The sequence below is a fragment of the Microvirga lenta genome, from assembly GCF_020532555.1.
Lineage (GTDB): Bacteria > Pseudomonadota > Alphaproteobacteria > Rhizobiales > Beijerinckiaceae > Microvirga > Microvirga lenta.
The window spans coordinates 48,087-61,779 of record NZ_JAJBBR010000008.1 but is presented as its reverse complement, the minus strand read 5'-3'; the positions used below and the strand labels follow the sequence as shown (position 1 = coordinate 61,779).

The 13,693-nt window shown below is 66.5% G+C and carries 12 protein-coding genes; 6 read left to right on the top strand and 6 right to left on the bottom strand.

The genetic code is table 11. The features are described from left to right. The first annotated feature begins 59 nt into the window (after window positions 1-59). Both LGR44_RS13005 and LGR44_RS13000 read left to right on the top strand, forming a co-directional pair. Entirely contained in the window at window positions 60-1,595 is a 1,536-nt protein-coding gene (locus tag LGR44_RS13005; protein WP_226741126.1) for a S10 family peptidase, read from the top strand. Window positions 1,596-1,600: 5 nt separating this feature from the next. Beyond that, a complete protein-coding gene (locus LGR44_RS13000) occupies window positions 1,601-1,978 on the top strand; it encodes a hypothetical protein (RefSeq protein ID WP_226741125.1) in 378 nt (125 codons plus the stop codon). A 27-nt stretch (window positions 1,979-2,005) separates the two neighbouring features. Here the strand turns inward: LGR44_RS13000 and LGR44_RS12995 are convergent, their stop codons facing one another. After that, window positions 2,006-3,883: an ABC-F family ATP-binding cassette domain-containing protein gene (locus LGR44_RS12995; RefSeq protein WP_226741124.1), complete on the bottom strand. Its 1,878-nt coding sequence runs from the start codon at window positions 3,881-3,883 to the stop codon at window positions 2,006-2,008. Window positions 3,884-4,057: 174 nt separating this feature from the next. Here LGR44_RS12995 and LGR44_RS12990 point away from each other — a divergent pair, with 174 nt between their 5' ends. Then, the gene (locus LGR44_RS12990; protein ID WP_226741123.1) at window positions 4,058-4,744 is read left to right on the top strand and encodes a Crp/Fnr family transcriptional regulator; all 687 of its coding nucleotides are present in this window, start codon (window positions 4,058-4,060) and stop codon (window positions 4,742-4,744) included. A gap of 51 nt (window positions 4,745-4,795) precedes the next feature. Here LGR44_RS12990 and LGR44_RS12985 read toward each other — a convergent pair whose 3' ends face one another. Together LGR44_RS12985 and LGR44_RS12980 are read right to left on the bottom strand one after the other, a co-directional pair. Then, entirely contained in the window at window positions 4,796-5,338 is a 543-nt protein-coding gene (locus LGR44_RS12985; RefSeq protein WP_319004843.1) for an NUDIX hydrolase, read from the bottom strand. Between the two features lie 99 nt (window positions 5,339-5,437). Next, the gene (locus LGR44_RS12980; RefSeq protein WP_226741122.1) at window positions 5,438-6,103 is read right to left on the bottom strand and encodes a TetR/AcrR family transcriptional regulator; all 666 of its coding nucleotides are present in this window, start codon (window positions 6,101-6,103) and stop codon (window positions 5,438-5,440) included. Window positions 6,104-6,245: 142 nt separating this feature from the next. Here LGR44_RS12980 and LGR44_RS12975 point away from each other — a divergent pair, with 142 nt between their 5' ends. Next, entirely contained in the window at window positions 6,246-7,442 is a 1,197-nt protein-coding gene (locus tag LGR44_RS12975; RefSeq protein ID WP_226741121.1) for an HlyD family secretion protein, read from the top strand. Between the two features lie 12 nt (window positions 7,443-7,454). After that, window positions 7,455-9,050 carry a DHA2 family efflux MFS transporter permease subunit gene (locus LGR44_RS12970; RefSeq protein WP_226741120.1) on the top strand — a complete coding sequence of 532 codons (1,596 nt, stop codon included), beginning with the start codon at window positions 7,455-7,457 and terminating at the stop codon, window positions 9,048-9,050. A gap of 7 nt (window positions 9,051-9,057) precedes the next feature. Here the strand turns inward: LGR44_RS12970 and ampC are convergent, their stop codons facing one another. The 3 genes from ampC to LGR44_RS12955 are packed head-to-tail and all read right to left on the bottom strand — an operon-like array spanning window position 9,058 to window position 12,245. Then, window positions 9,058-10,230: a class C beta-lactamase gene (gene ampC, locus LGR44_RS12965; protein WP_404809922.1), complete on the bottom strand. Its 1,173-nt coding sequence runs from the start codon at window positions 10,228-10,230 to the stop codon at window positions 9,058-9,060. Window positions 10,231-10,266: 36 nt separating this feature from the next. After that, window positions 10,267-11,292 (bottom strand): Gfo/Idh/MocA family protein, encoded by a 1,026-nt coding sequence (locus LGR44_RS12960; RefSeq protein ID WP_226741119.1) that lies wholly within the window; start codon window positions 11,290-11,292, stop codon window positions 10,267-10,269. Continuing rightward, window positions 11,292-12,245 (bottom strand): MDR/zinc-dependent alcohol dehydrogenase-like family protein, encoded by a 954-nt coding sequence (locus LGR44_RS12955; protein WP_226741459.1) that lies wholly within the window; start codon window positions 12,243-12,245, stop codon window positions 11,292-11,294. The genes LGR44_RS12960 and LGR44_RS12955 overlap by 1 nt, the downstream gene beginning before the upstream one ends. Before the next feature lie 281 nt (window positions 12,246-12,526). Between LGR44_RS12955 and LGR44_RS12950 the strand changes: the two genes are divergently transcribed. Then, entirely contained in the window at window positions 12,527-13,693 is a 1,167-nt protein-coding gene (locus tag LGR44_RS12950) for an ABC transporter ATP-binding protein (protein WP_264196501.1), read from the top strand.

The following is a 13,693-nucleotide window of genomic DNA, read 5'->3' as shown; positions in this document are numbered from 1 at the left end:
CGTTTGTGGAACGCAGGTGCGGCTTTCCCATTTGCAAGGAAGCCAGGAGGATCCCCTTGATGACCCGGATGTCCCGTTTTTCCCTGCTCGCCGCGCTGTGCCTGTCCCTGGCGGCGCCTTTCACGCTTCAGGCCCAGGAGGCGAGGCCGGCCGCGGAGCGGCCGGAGCCGCGGCGCCCCGAGGCGCAGCTTCCGCCGGAATCGGTCACACGGCATACCCTCGAGCTTCCCGGCCGGACCTTGCGCTTCATCGCAACGGCGGGTTCCCTGACCCTGACCGACCCGCAAGGAGCTCCGCAGGCCGAGATCGGCTTCACCGCCTACACGCGGGAGGACGCCGATCCCGCCACACGGCCGGTGACCTTCGCGGTGAACGGCGGGCCAGGAGCCTCGTCGGCCTATCTCCATCTCCTGGCTATAGGGCCCTGGCGCCTTCCCCTGGACGGCCCGACCATCAACCCTTCGGCTTCGCCGGGCCTGGTCCCGAATGCGGAGACGTGGCTCGAATTCACGGACCTCGTCTTCATCGACCCGCCCGGAACGGGGTACAGCCGCATCGTCGGCGGCGACCAGGTTAGGGAGCGGTTCTATTCCATTCAGGGCGATATCGACGGTCTCGCCGCCTTCGTCATGCGTTGGCTGAAGGAGAAGAACCGGCTCCAATCGCCCAAGTTCTTCGCCGGCGAGAGCTATGGCGGGTTCCGCGGTCCCCTGCTGGCTCAGAAGCTGCAAAGCGATCAGGGCATCGGCTTCAGCGGTTTGGTGCTCGTCTCGCCCGTTCTGGATTTCGCCTGGATCGATCAGGACGTGACCGATCCCTGGGCCGTCGCCGCAAGGCTGCCTTCCGCCGCCGCCGCGGCCATGAGCGACCGAGGACCGGTCACCCGGGAGGCTCTGGCGGAGGCCGAGCGCTATGCCTCGGGAGAGTATCTGGTCGATCTGATCCGCGGCGTGCAGGACAAGGAGGCAGTGGAGCGCGTCGCCCGCCGGGTGACCGAACTGACGGGACTCGATGCCGATCTGGTCCGCCGTCTCGCCGGCCGTATCGACGTGACGACCCTCCAGCGGGAGTTGCGCCGTGGCTCCTCGACGGTGGTCAGCGCTTACGACACCAATGTCTCGGGAGCCGATCCCAACCCCACGAACTACATGTCCCGCTATGAGGATCCTGTCCTCGACGGCATGACCGCTCCTCTGACGAGCGCCACGATCGATCATCTCACCAGGACCCTGAACTACAAGGCGGAAGGCCGGTACAACCTGCTCAACGGCGGTGTGAACCAGGCATGGAGGTGGGGCGGCGGACGCGACGCTCCCGAAAGCGTGGAGGAGCTGCGGCAGGCCATGGCGCTCGACGGAAACCTAAGGGTTCTCGTCACTCACGGCTTCACCGATCTGGTGACGCCCTATTACGCATCGCAGCTCATCATGAACCAGATCCCGGATCTCGGTCCGGAGAAGCGCCTGTCCCTCGAGGTTTACGAAGGCGGCCACATGTTCTATTCGCGCCAGGACTCGCGCCAGGCCTTCCGGGACGACGTGCGGCGCCTCTTCGAGGAGGCCCTGCAGGCGCGGGCTGCGAGTAACAGGGATTGAACGGAATGCGTGTGAAGGTCGTATCGATGCTGGCCCTCGTGACTCTTGGGCTGGCCGCCTGCAACAGCGGCCGGACGGAAGCGCCGGCCGTCGCCACCGTTGCCTCTGCGCCGGCTCCCATGGCCGCCTCGGGACCCGTCGTCGACGGCCCGGTGCTCGGGCCGGACGGGCGCTGCACCGGAACCGCCGCCACCACGGCCACCGTCATCGCGCCCGGGATCACGGAATGCGAACTGGTTCTCCTGAAAGGAAAACCCGCGACGGATGTGCTCGTCGGCGAGAGCGGCAAGGGCCAGCGTGAGGTGCAGGTGCTCTATTCCGAGCCGGGCGGTCGCGAGCTCTATTTCTTCGTCAACAACCGGCTCGACCGGGTGGTGAGGTAAGGGGCCGCATCCTGACCGGCTTCGGGCTCAGGCCGAAGCTTCCTCGATTTCGCTGCTGACGGTCAGCCACTCCTCCTCGACGGAGGCGAGGGTCTGTGCCGCCTCGGCGCGCATCTTGGCCAGTTCGCTCGCCTTGGCCGGGTCCTTTTGGAAGGCGCTGCCGTCGGCGAGCGCCGCATCGACCTTGGCGATCACGTCCGAGAGCTTGGACATGCGGGCTTCGAGGACCTCCAGCTTCTTGCGCAGGGGTGCCAGCGCCACGCGTCGCTCGGCGGCGGCCCGGCGCTCGTCCACCTTCGACGCCCCGGAAGCCTGAGGCTTGTCCTGGCGCTTCTGCGGTTCGAGGTCGCCCGAAAGCACGAGCTGCCGGTAATCGTCCATGTCGCCGTCGAACGGCTTGACGGTGCCGTTGCCGACGATCCAGAGCCGGTCGGCGCAGGCCTCGATCAGGAAGCGGTCGTGGCTCACCAGGATCACGGCGCCCGTATAGTCGTTGATCGCCTCCATGAGGGCCGTGCGGCTGTCGATGTCGAGGTGGTTGGTCGGCTCGTCGAGAATGAGCAGGTTGGGGCCGTGGAAGGCCGCCAAACCCATGAGAAGGCGGGCCTTCTCGCCGCCGGAAAGCGACGAGACCGGCGTGTCGGCCTTGGGCCCGCCGAAGCCGAACCGGGCCGCGCGGGCCCGCGCCTTGGCGACCGGAACGTCGGGCATGAGCTTCGCCACATGGTCATAGGCGGTGGCGTTCGGGTTCAGCTCGTCCACCTGGTGCTGGGCAAAGTAGGCGACCTCCATCTTGCCCGGGCGGCGGATCTCGCCCTTCAGGGGCGCCAGCCTGCCGCCGATGAGCTTGCAGAAAGTCGATTTGCCGTTGCCGTTGGCGCCGAGGAGCGCGATGCGGTCGTCCGGCTGGATCGTCAGGTTCAGGCGGTCGAGGATCGTCCGGTCCCCGTAGCCCGCGGCGGCGCTCTCGATGGCGATCAGCGGTGGGGCGAGGGGGCGTTCCGGGCTCGGCAGGTCGAAGGGAAGCACGTCGTCTTCCACGATGGTGGCGATGGGCTCGAGCTTTGCCAGCCGCTTCACCCTCGACTGCGCCTGGCGCGCCTTGGAGGCCTTCGCCTTGAAGCGGTCGACGAAGGCCTGCAGGTGCTTGCGCTCCGCCTCCTGCTTCATCTTGAGCTTCGCGGTCAGCTCGCGCTTCTCGGCGAGCTGCTTGGCGAAGGAGGTGTAGCCGCCGCGATAGATGGTCAGCTTGCCCCGGTCGAGGTGCAGGATGTGGTTGACGGAGGTGTCGAGGAGTTCGCGGTCGTGGCTGATGACCAGAACCGTGTGGGGGTAGCGGCCCAGATAGTCGTAGAGCCAGAGCGTGCCTTCGAGATCGAGGTAGTTGGTCGGCTCGTCGAGGAGCAGCAGGTCCGGCTCGGCGAACAGAACGGCGGCCAGGGCCACCCTCATGCGCCAGCCACCCGAGAAGGACGAGCAGGGCCGGTTCTGGGCCTCGGCGTCGAAGCCGAGGCCGTGCAGGATCGAGGCCGCGCGGGCGGGCGCCGAATAGGCGCCGATATCGGTGAGCCGGGTCTCGATTTCCGCCCGGCGGAAGCCGTCCGCCGTCTCGGCCTCCGCCAGAAGGGCAGTGCGCTCCTTGTCGGCGGCCAGCACCACCTCGATCAGCGTCTCCGGCCCGCCGGGGGCCTCCTGGGCGACGGCGCCGATCTTCACGCCGCGGGGAAGGGAAATATCCCCGCTCTCCGCCGGGATCTCGCCCTGGACGATGCGGAACAGGGTGGTCTTGCCTGCGCCGTTGCGTCCCACAAGGCCGACCTTGCTGCCGGGGGGCAGGGCGAAGGAGGCCCGATCGAGGATCAGCCGGTCTCCAATACGATAGGTCAGGTCGGATACGTGAAGCATGGCGCCTTTTGGCCCGTCATGGGGTTCCTGACAAGACGGTTGCCGATTTTCCGAAGCAACAGCAGCATGTGGCGCCTCTTCGGGACCTTTTATTGAGAGTGGCTACGCTATATAATTGAAGCTTGGCCTTAAGGTGGCTCGGAAGGCCCTTTAGGGGATGAAGGGAGGCGAACGATGGCACGGCTCGCGAGCGTCTTGCTCTTCAAGGGGTTGGACATCGACCTTGCTCCTTTCGAGGCGCGGGCGAACTGGCGCCGCTTCGACCCCGAGGAGACGCTGGTCGATTTCGACGATCTCTCGACGGACGTCTATTTTCTCCTGTCGGGCGAGGTGCGGGTGCTCATGCGCACCGCTTCCGGCAAGGAGGTCATCCTGGACGAGATGAAGCCCGGAGAGCTCTTCGGCGAGCTTGCGGCGCTCGACGGGATCAAGCGCTCCGCCAACGTGACGGCACTCACCCGGGGCGAGGCCTGCGTGATGCCGGCTTCGGTCTTCCGGGAAATCCTGTTCTCCAACAACCATGTGGCGGAGCGGCTCTTCTGCCTCATGGCGTCCCGCATCCGCGACCTGAACGCCCGCTTCGTCGAGCAGACGGTGCTCGACCTGCGGCACAGGCTCTATTCCGAGCTCCTGCGTCTCTCCATGCCCCGGGGCGACCGGGGAGGGGAGCGGGTCATCACGCCGCCGCCCTTCCACCACATCATGGCGGCCCGCATCGGCTGCCGCCGCGAGCAGGTGACGCGGGAATTCTCGATGATGTCCCATGAGGGACTGATCGAGCGCACCAGGGGCGCCCTGATCCTGCGCAAGCCCGACGTGCTCCAGGCCCGCGTGGCAGAGGCCATGCGCGAGGACGCTTGAAGGCTGGGGAGGCGACTGGCTCGCAGCTTCAAACCGGGCCGGCTCTGAGAGTCAAATCAGCTTCTGAAGGCGCAAAAGGCCAAATGCCGCGACGGTCGCGGCATCCTTGATCATGCCGCCGACGATCATTTGCTCGACCTCATCAAGGCCGAAGCGACGGCAGATCATGTCCTGCTCGGTCCGCTCGCGCCGGGCATTGTGCTGAGCAAGGCCCCTGGCCAGATAGACGTCATAGCTCTGGGTTGAATACCCGTAACCCTCGAAGAGATGCCCGACCTGAACCATCTCATCGGCCGTTAGGCCGGTCTCTTCCAGCAGCTCGGCCCCGGCGAGAACAAGGGGATCCGTGTCGGGAGCCTGCTCCCATGCCCCCTGCGGGAATTCCCAGTAACGCCCTTTTACCGGATAGCGGTACTGCTCAACGAGATACGTCGAGCTGTCTTCGACCGGCACGATCACGGCGAAATTGGTTTTCTCGACTACGCCGTAGACCCCACAGGAGCCGTCCCGGTGGCGGATTTCATCCTCGCGAACTCGCATCCACCGGTTCTCATAAACGATGCGGGTAGCGACAGTAGTGATGTCGGCGGTCACAGCATTCCCGATTCTATCCCATGACTGGGACGCTATTCGAAGGCCCTGATCCGATCAACAATCCGTCCTGTCGCTATGCCGCGCCGGTGGAGCTGATGCTTAACTCGCCCTCGGCCCATAGGCCGCGAAGAAGACGCGGATCGCATTCTCCACGTTTTTCCCGATCTCCTCCTCGGTCGGCATGTCGCCCACGGCGAAGAGCAGGCGGCGCAGGGTGCCGGAGCTGCACAGGTCGAGGAAGTGCTGGGCGGCGATGCCCGTATCCTCGATGGAGAGGCGCCCGGCCTCGACCTGACGGTCCAGGTAGGCCTTGAGGCGGGCGGCGCCCTGGCGCGGCCCGGCGTCGAAGAAGGCCTGGCCCAGGCGGGGAAACTTCTCGGCCGCGCCGATCACCATCCGGACCGACGAGACATGGTCGGGACGCCCCATGTAGCGCAGATAAGTCTCGCCGAGCTTGGTCAGGACGGCGCGCACGTCCGGATCCTCCCCGTCGAGCTTGAAGAGAACCTCGGCGAGGCCGCTCTTCTCCTCGATGGTCAGCGCCTCGAAGAGCTTCTCCTTGTTGTCGAAATAGACATAGAGCGTGCCCTTGGAGACGCCCGCGACCTTGGCGATCTCGCCCATGCTCGCGCCGTCGAAGCCCTGGGCCAGGAAGACCTGCCGGGCTCCGTCCAGGATCTGGCGGCGCTTCTGGTTCTCGGCGCCGTCTTCCGGGGGAGGAGGAGACGGATTTCCGGCGACAGCGATGTCTTTCACGTCGCTCATGTGCGTTTTATCACCTTCAAGCCATTGACCGAACCGTTCAGTCAAATCATATAGATCACATAGGCATCATAGGCGAAAGCGGCAAGGAAGCGAGCGGACTCGTCCGGCTGTACCGGTTGTCGCGCTGTTAGAGGTTTTCCACATGGCTTACCGGGACGAATACGATCAGGCCGGCCGGGGCGTTTCCGCGCCCGCTCCCGAGAGCAGGGCCCCCGAGGCGGCGGCCGAGCCGCGGCCTGCGGCGGCTCAGGAGCCGGCTCCGGCGAAGCGGCCGAAGGGCAAGCTCGGCAAACGGCTGGTTATCCTTGCCGTTCTGGCCGGCGGCCTTGCGTTCGGCGGCTATGAGGGCATGGAGTGGTGGAACACCGGCCGCTTCATGGTTTCGACCGACGACGCCTACGTGCAGGCGGATATCACGATCCTCTCGGCCAAGGTGTCGGGCTATGTGGACTCGGTCAGCGTCGCGAACAACCAGAGCGTCAGGGCCGGCGACCTGATCGCCAAGATCGACGACGGCGATTACCGGCTCGCCCTGCAATCGGCCAAGGACAAGCTGGCCACGCAGGAAAGCGCCATCGCGCGCATCGGCAAGCAGGTGGAGGCCGCCCGGGCCTCCGTCGCGCAGGCCGAGGCCCAGGTCGCGGCGGCCCGTGCCGAGGCCGAGCGTGCCGAGGCCGATTACGCCCGTCAGCTGCAGCTTTCCCGCTCCGACTACACCAGCAAGGCGACCCTCGAGACCGCCAAGGCGGGCCGCGACCGCGCCGAAGCCAACGTGAAGAGCGCGCAGGCCGCCCTGGCGGCGGCCAAGGCCAATGTGGACGTTCTCGCGGCGCAGCAGACTGAAGGCCGGCGCGTGGCCGCCGAACTGCAGACGGCCGTCGACAGGGCGGAACGCGATCTGTCGTTCACCGAGATCCGCGCCCCCGTGGATGGCGTGATCGGCAACAAGGCGGTCGAGGTCGGCACCTTCGTGCAGCCGGGCGCACGCCTCGCGGCGGTCGTCCCGCTCACCACGGTGCACGTGGATGCGAACTTCAAGGAAACGCAGCTCGCTTCCCTGCATGCGGGGCAGAAGGTCCGGATCGAGGTCGATGCCTTCCCGGATGCGGACATCGTCGGCACCGTGGAGAGCGTCTCGCCGGCCTCGGGCGCCGTGTTCAGCCTGCTTCCGCCGGAGAATGCCACCGGCAACTTCACCAAGATCGTCCAACGCGTGCCCGTCCGGGTCAGCGTCGACCAGGAATTCGCCCGCAAGGGGCTTCTGCGCCCCGGCCTGTCCGTCGTCGTGAACGTGGACACCCGGACGCAGACCGGATCGACCAAGACCGCCCAACGGTAAGAGAACGAAACCATGGCCGCCTCCGCCGCCATTGCCGGCAAGCCCTCGGCACCCATGCCCGCAGCGAAGTCCGCGCCGCTCGACCGGCGCCGGACCTTCGCGTTCTTCTGCATGGTCTTCGGCATGTTCATGGCGATCCTGGACATCCAGATCGTCTCGGCCTCGCTTGCCGAGATTCAGGCCGGCCTGTCCGCTTCGTCGGACGAGATCTCATGGGTGCAGACGAGCTATCTGATCGCGGAAGTGATCATGATCCCGCTCTCCGGCACCCTGTCGCGCGTGCTCTCCACGCGCTGGATGTTCGTGATCGCCTCGGGCGGCTTCACCCTCATGAGCTTCATGTGCGCGACCTCCACCTCCATCGAGGAGATGATCGTCTGGCGCGCGCTGCAGGGCTTCATCGGCGGCGGCATGATCCCGACCGTCTTCGCCTCCGCCTTCACGATCTTCCCGCCCGAGAAGCGCCCGGTGATCTCGCCCATCATCGGTCTGGTGGCGACGCTCGCGCCCACCGTCGGCCCGACCATCGGCGGCTATCTCACCGACATGTTCTCCTGGCACTGGCTGTTCCTGGTCAACATCGTACCCGGCATCTTCGTGACCATCTCGACCTACCTGCTGGTCGATTTCGACGAGCCGGACTGGAGCCTGTTCAAGACCTTCGACTGGGCCGGGCTCGGCTTCATGGCGGTCTTCCTCGGCAGCCTGGAATTCGTGCTGGAGGAGGGGCCGATCAACGACTGGTTCCAGGACGAGGCGGTTCTCATCCTGACGGTGCTCTGCGTCGTCACCGCGATTGCCTTCTTCTACCGCGTCTTCACGGCGAAGCATCCCATCGTCGACCTGCGGGCCTTCACGGACCGGAACTTCATGGCAGGCTCCGCCTTCAGCTTCGTCATGGGCATCGGCCTCTACGGACTGACCTATCTCTATCCGGTCTATCTGGGGCGCGTGCGCGGCTATTCCTCGCTGCAGATCGGCGAGACCATGTTCGTGTCGGGCGCCTGCATGTTCCTGATGGCGCCGGTCGCCGGCATGCTGTCGCGCAAGCTCGACCCGCGGGTGATGATGGCGATCGGCTTCGGCTGCTTCGCCTTCGGCACCTGGCAGTTCACGGGCCTGACCAAGGACTGGGACTTCTGGGAGCTCTTCATGCCTCAGGTGTTCCGTGGCGTGGGCCTGATGATCTGCATGGTGCCGATCAACAACATCGCGCTCGGCACCCTGCCGCCGGACCGGATCAAGAACGCGTCCGGCCTCTACAACCTGACCCGCAACCTGGGCGGGGCGGTGGGCCTGGCGCTCATCAACACCGCCCTCAACAACCGATGGGACCTTCACCTCCAGCGCCTGCGGGAGAGCGTGAACTGGAGCCGTTCGACGGCGGTCGAGACCCTGAACACCATGACCATGGGCTTCCAGAGCCTCGGATCGGATGCCAACCAGGCGGCGCTCAAGACCGTGTCGAACATGGTCCGGCGCGAGGCGCTGGTGATGTCGTTCTCGGACGTGTTCGTGCTGCTGACGATCCTGTTCCTGGCGCTGATCTGCGCGCTGCCCTTCGTCAAGAAGCCGAAAGCCGCGCCGCCGGCGGATGCGGGGCACTGAGCCCGCGCTACTCCGTCAGCCGGGAAAGCACCCGGTGGGCCGCCTTCACCCGCGCCTCGTTGGGGTAGGGCTTGTTCGCCAGCATGACGATGCCGATCCTCTTCTCCGGCACGTAGGCGACATAGGCCCCGAAGCCGCTCGTCGACCCAGTCTTGTTGAGGAGCACGTCTCCACGCGGCGCCATCGGCGGATTGATCGCTTCTGCCGGAGTGGCGTTCATGATCATCGTGGTCGAATTGCCGGCGACGATCTTCTCCAGAGCGACCGGGTAGGGGTATTGCTCCCAGATCAGGTCCTGGATCAGCTCGCCGGAGCGGAAGTATCCCGCATGCGTCGCCTCGACGGCGCGGGCGACCTTCTCCGGCACCGTGCCGATGCCCATGTTCACCTCGACGTAGCGGATCATGTCGACGGCGTTCGATTTTACGCCCCAGGCTTCTGTCGCGAGCAGGCCGCGGGAGGCGCGGGTAGGTTTGCCGGCCCGGTTATACCCCCAGGCGTAGGACGCCATCTCCGAGGCCGGAACGGCGATGTAGGTCCGCTTGAGCCCGAGGTCGCGGAACAGACGCTCCGCCATGGTTTCGAAACTCTCCCCCATGGCCTTTGCGGTGATCATGCCGAGCAGGCCGATGCTCGGATTGGCGTAGCTGCGAGACGTACCGGGAGGGACGCTCGGCTTCCACGCGCGGAAATAGGCGACGAGCTGCTCCTGATTTTTCACGTTGCCCGGCAGCTGAAGCGGGAAGCCGCCTGTCGTATGCGTGGCGAGGTCCAGCACGCGCACATGGTCGAGCGCGCTCCCCTTCAACTCGGGCATGTAAGCGCTGACCTTCCCGTTCAGCGACAGCCTGCCTTCGATTTCGGCGTAGGTCGCCAGGGTCGCGGTGAAGGTCTTGCTGATCGATCCCAGCTCGAACAGCGTGTCTCGCGTGACGGAAGCCCGCGGGCTCTTCGAGGCCAGGCCGTATTCGACGAAATGGCGTGTTCCATCGACCGTCACGGCGACGGCCATTCCGGGGATGCCGTATTGCTCGATAACAGGTTTCACCGCCTCGTCGACGATGCGCCGCACCTTGGCGTCGAGGTCCGCGTCTGCTGCAAGCGCACTGGAGAGGGTGCACCAGGAACAGGCGAGGAGAGCGGCGGCGAGCCGTGGGGCAAACAGAGGTCGCAAAGGCATCTCCTCGTTTCGGGTCCGAGCGTCAGACGCTCTCTTTTAGCGCCCGTAGATCCGGTCGAGAACCTGCGCCACGTCCACCAGCCGTTCGGCGGCGGGATCGAAGCGCTGCCCGGCGGCGAGCCGCATCGCCCAGTCGGCGGCCGCGCGTCCGCCCCATTCGTCGGGCGGGTTCGACAGGGTTTCCCGGGACGTGCCGCGATAGCGCTCCGCGACGAAGTCGTAGAACGAGCCGTTGACGTTGCGCAACGCGGCGCCGCCTTCGGTGCCGTAGAAGGCCGCGGAGATCATCGCATCGCAGCCGGCCTGGAGGCGCCAGGAGCAGGCGAGCTGCACCGCCGTTCCGGTCTCCAGCCCGATGGTCGCGAGGGCATAATCCTCCACCTTGTCGGGCCGGCTCCCCAGGGGCTCTCCGCCGGCGAAGAGCCTGCCGGAGACGTCGCTCACACCCGGATAGTTGAGCGTCCACAGGGCAAGGTCCACGAGGTGGACGCCGAGGTCCATCACGCAGCCGCCGCCCGAGAGCGCCCGGTCGTAAAACCAGGCCTTGTCCGGCCCGTAAGCGTTGTGGAACACGAGGTCCACCGCATAGATGTGCCCGAGTTCGCCCGAGCGGATAACCTCACGGATGCGCTGCATTCCCTCCGTGAAGCGGTAGGAGAGGTCCACGTCGAGGAGCCGGTTGGCCCGGCGCGCGGCATCGACCACGGCCTTCGCCTCCACGGCATCGCGCCCGAGGGGCTTCTGGCAGAAGACGGCCACGCCCCGCTCCAGCGCCCGGATCGACTGCTCCGCGTGCATGGCGCTCGGGGTCGCGATCACCACCCCGTCGACCCCGGCATCGAGCAGATCGTCCAGCGTCGAGACGAGCTGCGCGTCCGGCGCCATCCTGGCGGCCTCCGCCGCCATTTCGGGTGAGGGATCGGCGATGGCCGCCGCCTCCACCATGCCGGTCTTCAGGATGGCCTCCATGCGGTGGCGGCCGATCCATCCGACGCCCAGGAAGCCGATGCGCGGGCGGGCGAGCGAGACTTCCGGCGCCTTTTCGAGCAGAACCTGTGTCATCAGAGGGTCACCAGTGCCTTGAGGAAACCGTCCGGCCGGTCGCGGGTGGCGTCGAGCGCCTCGTCCAGCCGGTCGAGGGGATAGGTATGGGTGTAGAGGGGGCTCGGGTCGAGGCGGCCGGACGCGACCGCGTCGACGGCCTCGCGAATGCCCTGGATATAGATCTTCGGGTCCCGCTCGTGGGCGTTGATCACGTCGAGCCCGCGCCAGTTCCAGAGCCACATATTGACCTGCCGCGGCCCGTCCTGATGGTAGCCGGCGACGATCAGCTTGCCCCGCTCCCGGGTGAGCTCGCCTGCGAGGTCCAGGGGCCATTGCTTGCCGACCGCCTCGATCACCCGGTCGCAGAACATGCCTCCGGTCAGCTCCTTCACCTGCTCGATGATGGCGTGATGATCCTCCATCGGAATCGTCTCGGTCGCTCCGAACTCCCGGGCCACGTCGAGGGAGAAGGGGCGCCGCGAGATGGCGATGACCCGCGCGCCCGCATCCGTGGCGAGCCGGGTCAGGATCGCGCCCAGGAAGCCGATGCCGACGATCGCAACGGTCTGCCCCGGCTGGATGTCGCTCCGGCGCAGGATGTTCATGGCGCAGCCGAGCGGCTCTCCCGGGAAGGGCTTGCCGGCGAGCGCTTCGGGCAGGCGAACCACCGCGTCCGCCTCGGCCAGGTCGTATTCGGCATAGGATTTGTAGGAGAGGGCCGCCACCCGGTCGCCGACCGCGAGCCCTTCGACGCCGTCGCCCAGGGCATCGACCACGCCCCAGCCCTCATGGCCGAGGGAGCCGGGCTCGGTGGGAAACTGCATCCATTCCGGCCCCGCCCAGGGCGTCAGGTTGGAGGCGCAGACGCCGCAGCCTTCCAGGCGGATGCGGACCTGTCCCGGCCCCGGCTCGGGGCGGGCAACGGGATCGATCCGGATGCGGCCCGGCCCCGTGAGGATCGCCGCCCTCATGGTCTTTGCGGCGGACGGGCTGCTGTCTGCGTCGTGATTCCAGGAGTTCGCTTCGACGGCCGCCAGATCGGCGCCGCTCAATCCATCGTCGTTCTGCAAGTTCGTCTCCACTCACGTGCAGGGTGAACTAGAAAAGCTTGGCAGCGGTTCAAGTGTGAGGGCAGCCATCGGCCGGAGATCGGCACGGATGGGGAAGGGGGCATTAAGCTGTTGTTCTTCCAGCCTGAACATCCTAGTTTGCCCCGCAGTTTCCTCATCATTCAGGTTGAAGTGCGAACATCTTGCCTCCTCCCCGCCAATCCGCCTCCGTCGGCGCCGTGCGCCGTTCCTTCGCGCCCTGGTCGGACCCCGAAGCCAAGCCGCTCATCCGCTTCGATAACGTGACGAAGCGGTTCGGCGACGCCGTCGCCGTCGATCATCTCTCCCTGAACATCTTCGAAGGCGAGTTCTTCTGCCTCCTCGGCCCGTCCGGATGCGGCAAGACCACCCTCATGCGGATGCTGGCCGGATTCGAGCATCCGAGCGAGGGCCGCATCACCCTCGCGGACAGGGACCTCGCGGGCGTGCCGCCCTATCGTCGGCCCGTGAACATGATGTTCCAGTCCTATGCCCTTTTCCCGCACATGAGCGTCGAGCGGAACATCGCCTTCGGCCTCAAGCAGGACGGGCTGCCGAAGGCCGAGATCGCGGCGCGCGTCGACGAGATGCTGCGCCTGGTCCAGCTCGAGCGGCTGGCCAAGCGCTATCCGAGCCAGCTCTCGGGCGGGCAGCGCCAGCGCGTCGCCTTGGCCCGGGCCCTCGCCAAGAAGCCGAAGGTGCTCCTTCTCGACGAGCCCCTTGGCGCCCTCGACAAGAAGCTGCGCGAGGAGACCCAGTTCGAGCTCATGGACATCCAGCACGACCTCGGCATGACCTTCGTGGTCGTCACGCACGACCAGGAGGAGGCCATGACCATGGCGGACCGGATCGCCGTCATGGATCACGGGCGCATCGTCCAGGTCGCCACCCCGGGCGAGATCTACGAGCAGCCCAAGACCCGGTTCATCGCGGAATTCGTCGGCGACGTGAACATCCTGGAGGGCAACGTGCTCGGCCAGGAGAACGGCCTGTGGCGGGTCCAGACCCCGTCCGCGGAGGCTCCGCTCACCATCGACGATCCGGACGAGGTGCTGCACTCCGATCAGGCCGTCGCCATCGCCGTGCGGCCCGAGAAGATGGTGATCCGGCGCGACCCGCCGGGTCCCGACGCCATCAACGTCCTGACCGGCGAGGTCTGGGACATCGGCTATCTGGGCGACTGGACGGTCTACAGGGTCAAGCTCGCCTCCGGAGCCATCCTGCGCGTGACCCGGGCCAACAGGTCGCGCTATGTCGAGCATCCCATCGACTGGGACGAGCAGGTCTATGTCACCTTCGCGCCGGATGCGGCGGTGATCCTGGCGGAATAG

Coding starts and splice junctions, on each gene's coding strand:
- LGR44_RS12955 (WP_226741459.1), bottom strand. CDS start 12,245: ATGAGGGCGGCGATCCTCACGGGGCCGGGCCGCATCCGGATCGATCCC.
- LGR44_RS12970 (WP_226741120.1), top strand. CDS start 7,455: ATGGCCGCCTCCGCCGCCATTGCCGGCAAGCCCTCGGCACCCATGCCC.
- LGR44_RS12980 (WP_226741122.1), bottom strand. CDS start 6,103: ATGAGCGACGTGAAAGACATCGCTGTCGCCGGAAATCCGTCTCCTCCT.
- LGR44_RS12975 (WP_226741121.1), top strand. CDS start 6,246: ATGGCTTACCGGGACGAATACGATCAGGCCGGCCGGGGCGTTTCCGCG.
- LGR44_RS12990 (WP_226741123.1), top strand. CDS start 4,058: ATGGCACGGCTCGCGAGCGTCTTGCTCTTCAAGGGGTTGGACATCGAC.
- LGR44_RS13005 (WP_226741126.1), top strand. CDS start 60: ATGACCCGGATGTCCCGTTTTTCCCTGCTCGCCGCGCTGTGCCTGTCC.
- LGR44_RS12960 (WP_226741119.1), bottom strand. CDS start 11,292: ATGACACAGGTTCTGCTCGAAAAGGCGCCGGAAGTCTCGCTCGCCCGC.
- ampC (WP_404809922.1), bottom strand. CDS start 10,230: ATGCCTTTGCGACCTCTGTTTGCCCCACGGCTCGCCGCCGCTCTCCTC.
- LGR44_RS13000 (WP_226741125.1), top strand. CDS start 1,601: ATGCGTGTGAAGGTCGTATCGATGCTGGCCCTCGTGACTCTTGGGCTG.
- LGR44_RS12995 (WP_226741124.1), bottom strand. CDS start 3,883: ATGCTTCACGTATCCGACCTGACCTATCGTATTGGAGACCGGCTGATC.